Source organism: Streptomyces sp. NRRL WC-3549 (assembly GCF_000721935.1).
Taxonomy (GTDB): Bacteria; Actinomycetota; Actinomycetes; order Streptomycetales; family Streptomycetaceae; genus Streptomyces.
In genome coordinates, this window is the sequence record NZ_KL585423.1 from 193,413 (window position 1) to 193,850 (window position 438).

General features: G+C 69.4%; 1 protein-coding gene. It reads left to right on the plus strand.

Going from position 1 to position 438, the window contains the following annotated elements:
* A partial coding sequence (locus IH13_RS0127280) for a DEAD/DEAH box helicase family protein (RefSeq protein WP_031088635.1) occupies positions 1-438 on the plus strand: 438 nt, incomplete at both ends.

Here is a 438-nt window from a genome sequence, read left to right on the forward strand (position 1 = left end):
ACCGTACGGCTGCTGATCTCGGACGACGTCGGCATCGGCAAGACGATCGAGGCGGGGCTCATCGCCAAGGAGCTGCTGGCACAGGGTGAGGCGAGCCGGCTGGCGGTGCTGTGCTCGCCGTCGCTGGCCGAGCAGTGGCAGGGCGAGCTGCGGGAGAAGTTCGGCATCGACGCCGAACTGGTCCTGGCCTCCACGGTGTCGCGGCTGGAACGCGGGCTGGAGCTGGGGCAGTCCCTGTTCGACAGGCACCCGTTCACGATCATCTCGACGGACTTCATCAAGTCGACCCGGCACCGCGAGGACTTCGTACGGCACTGCCCCGACCTGGTGATCGTCGACGAGGCGCACTCCTGCGTGGCCGCCGACGACCCGGCGCAGGGCGGCGCGTCCTCCGCGTCGAACCAGCTCCGCTACGAGCTGCTGCGGAAGGTCTCCGCC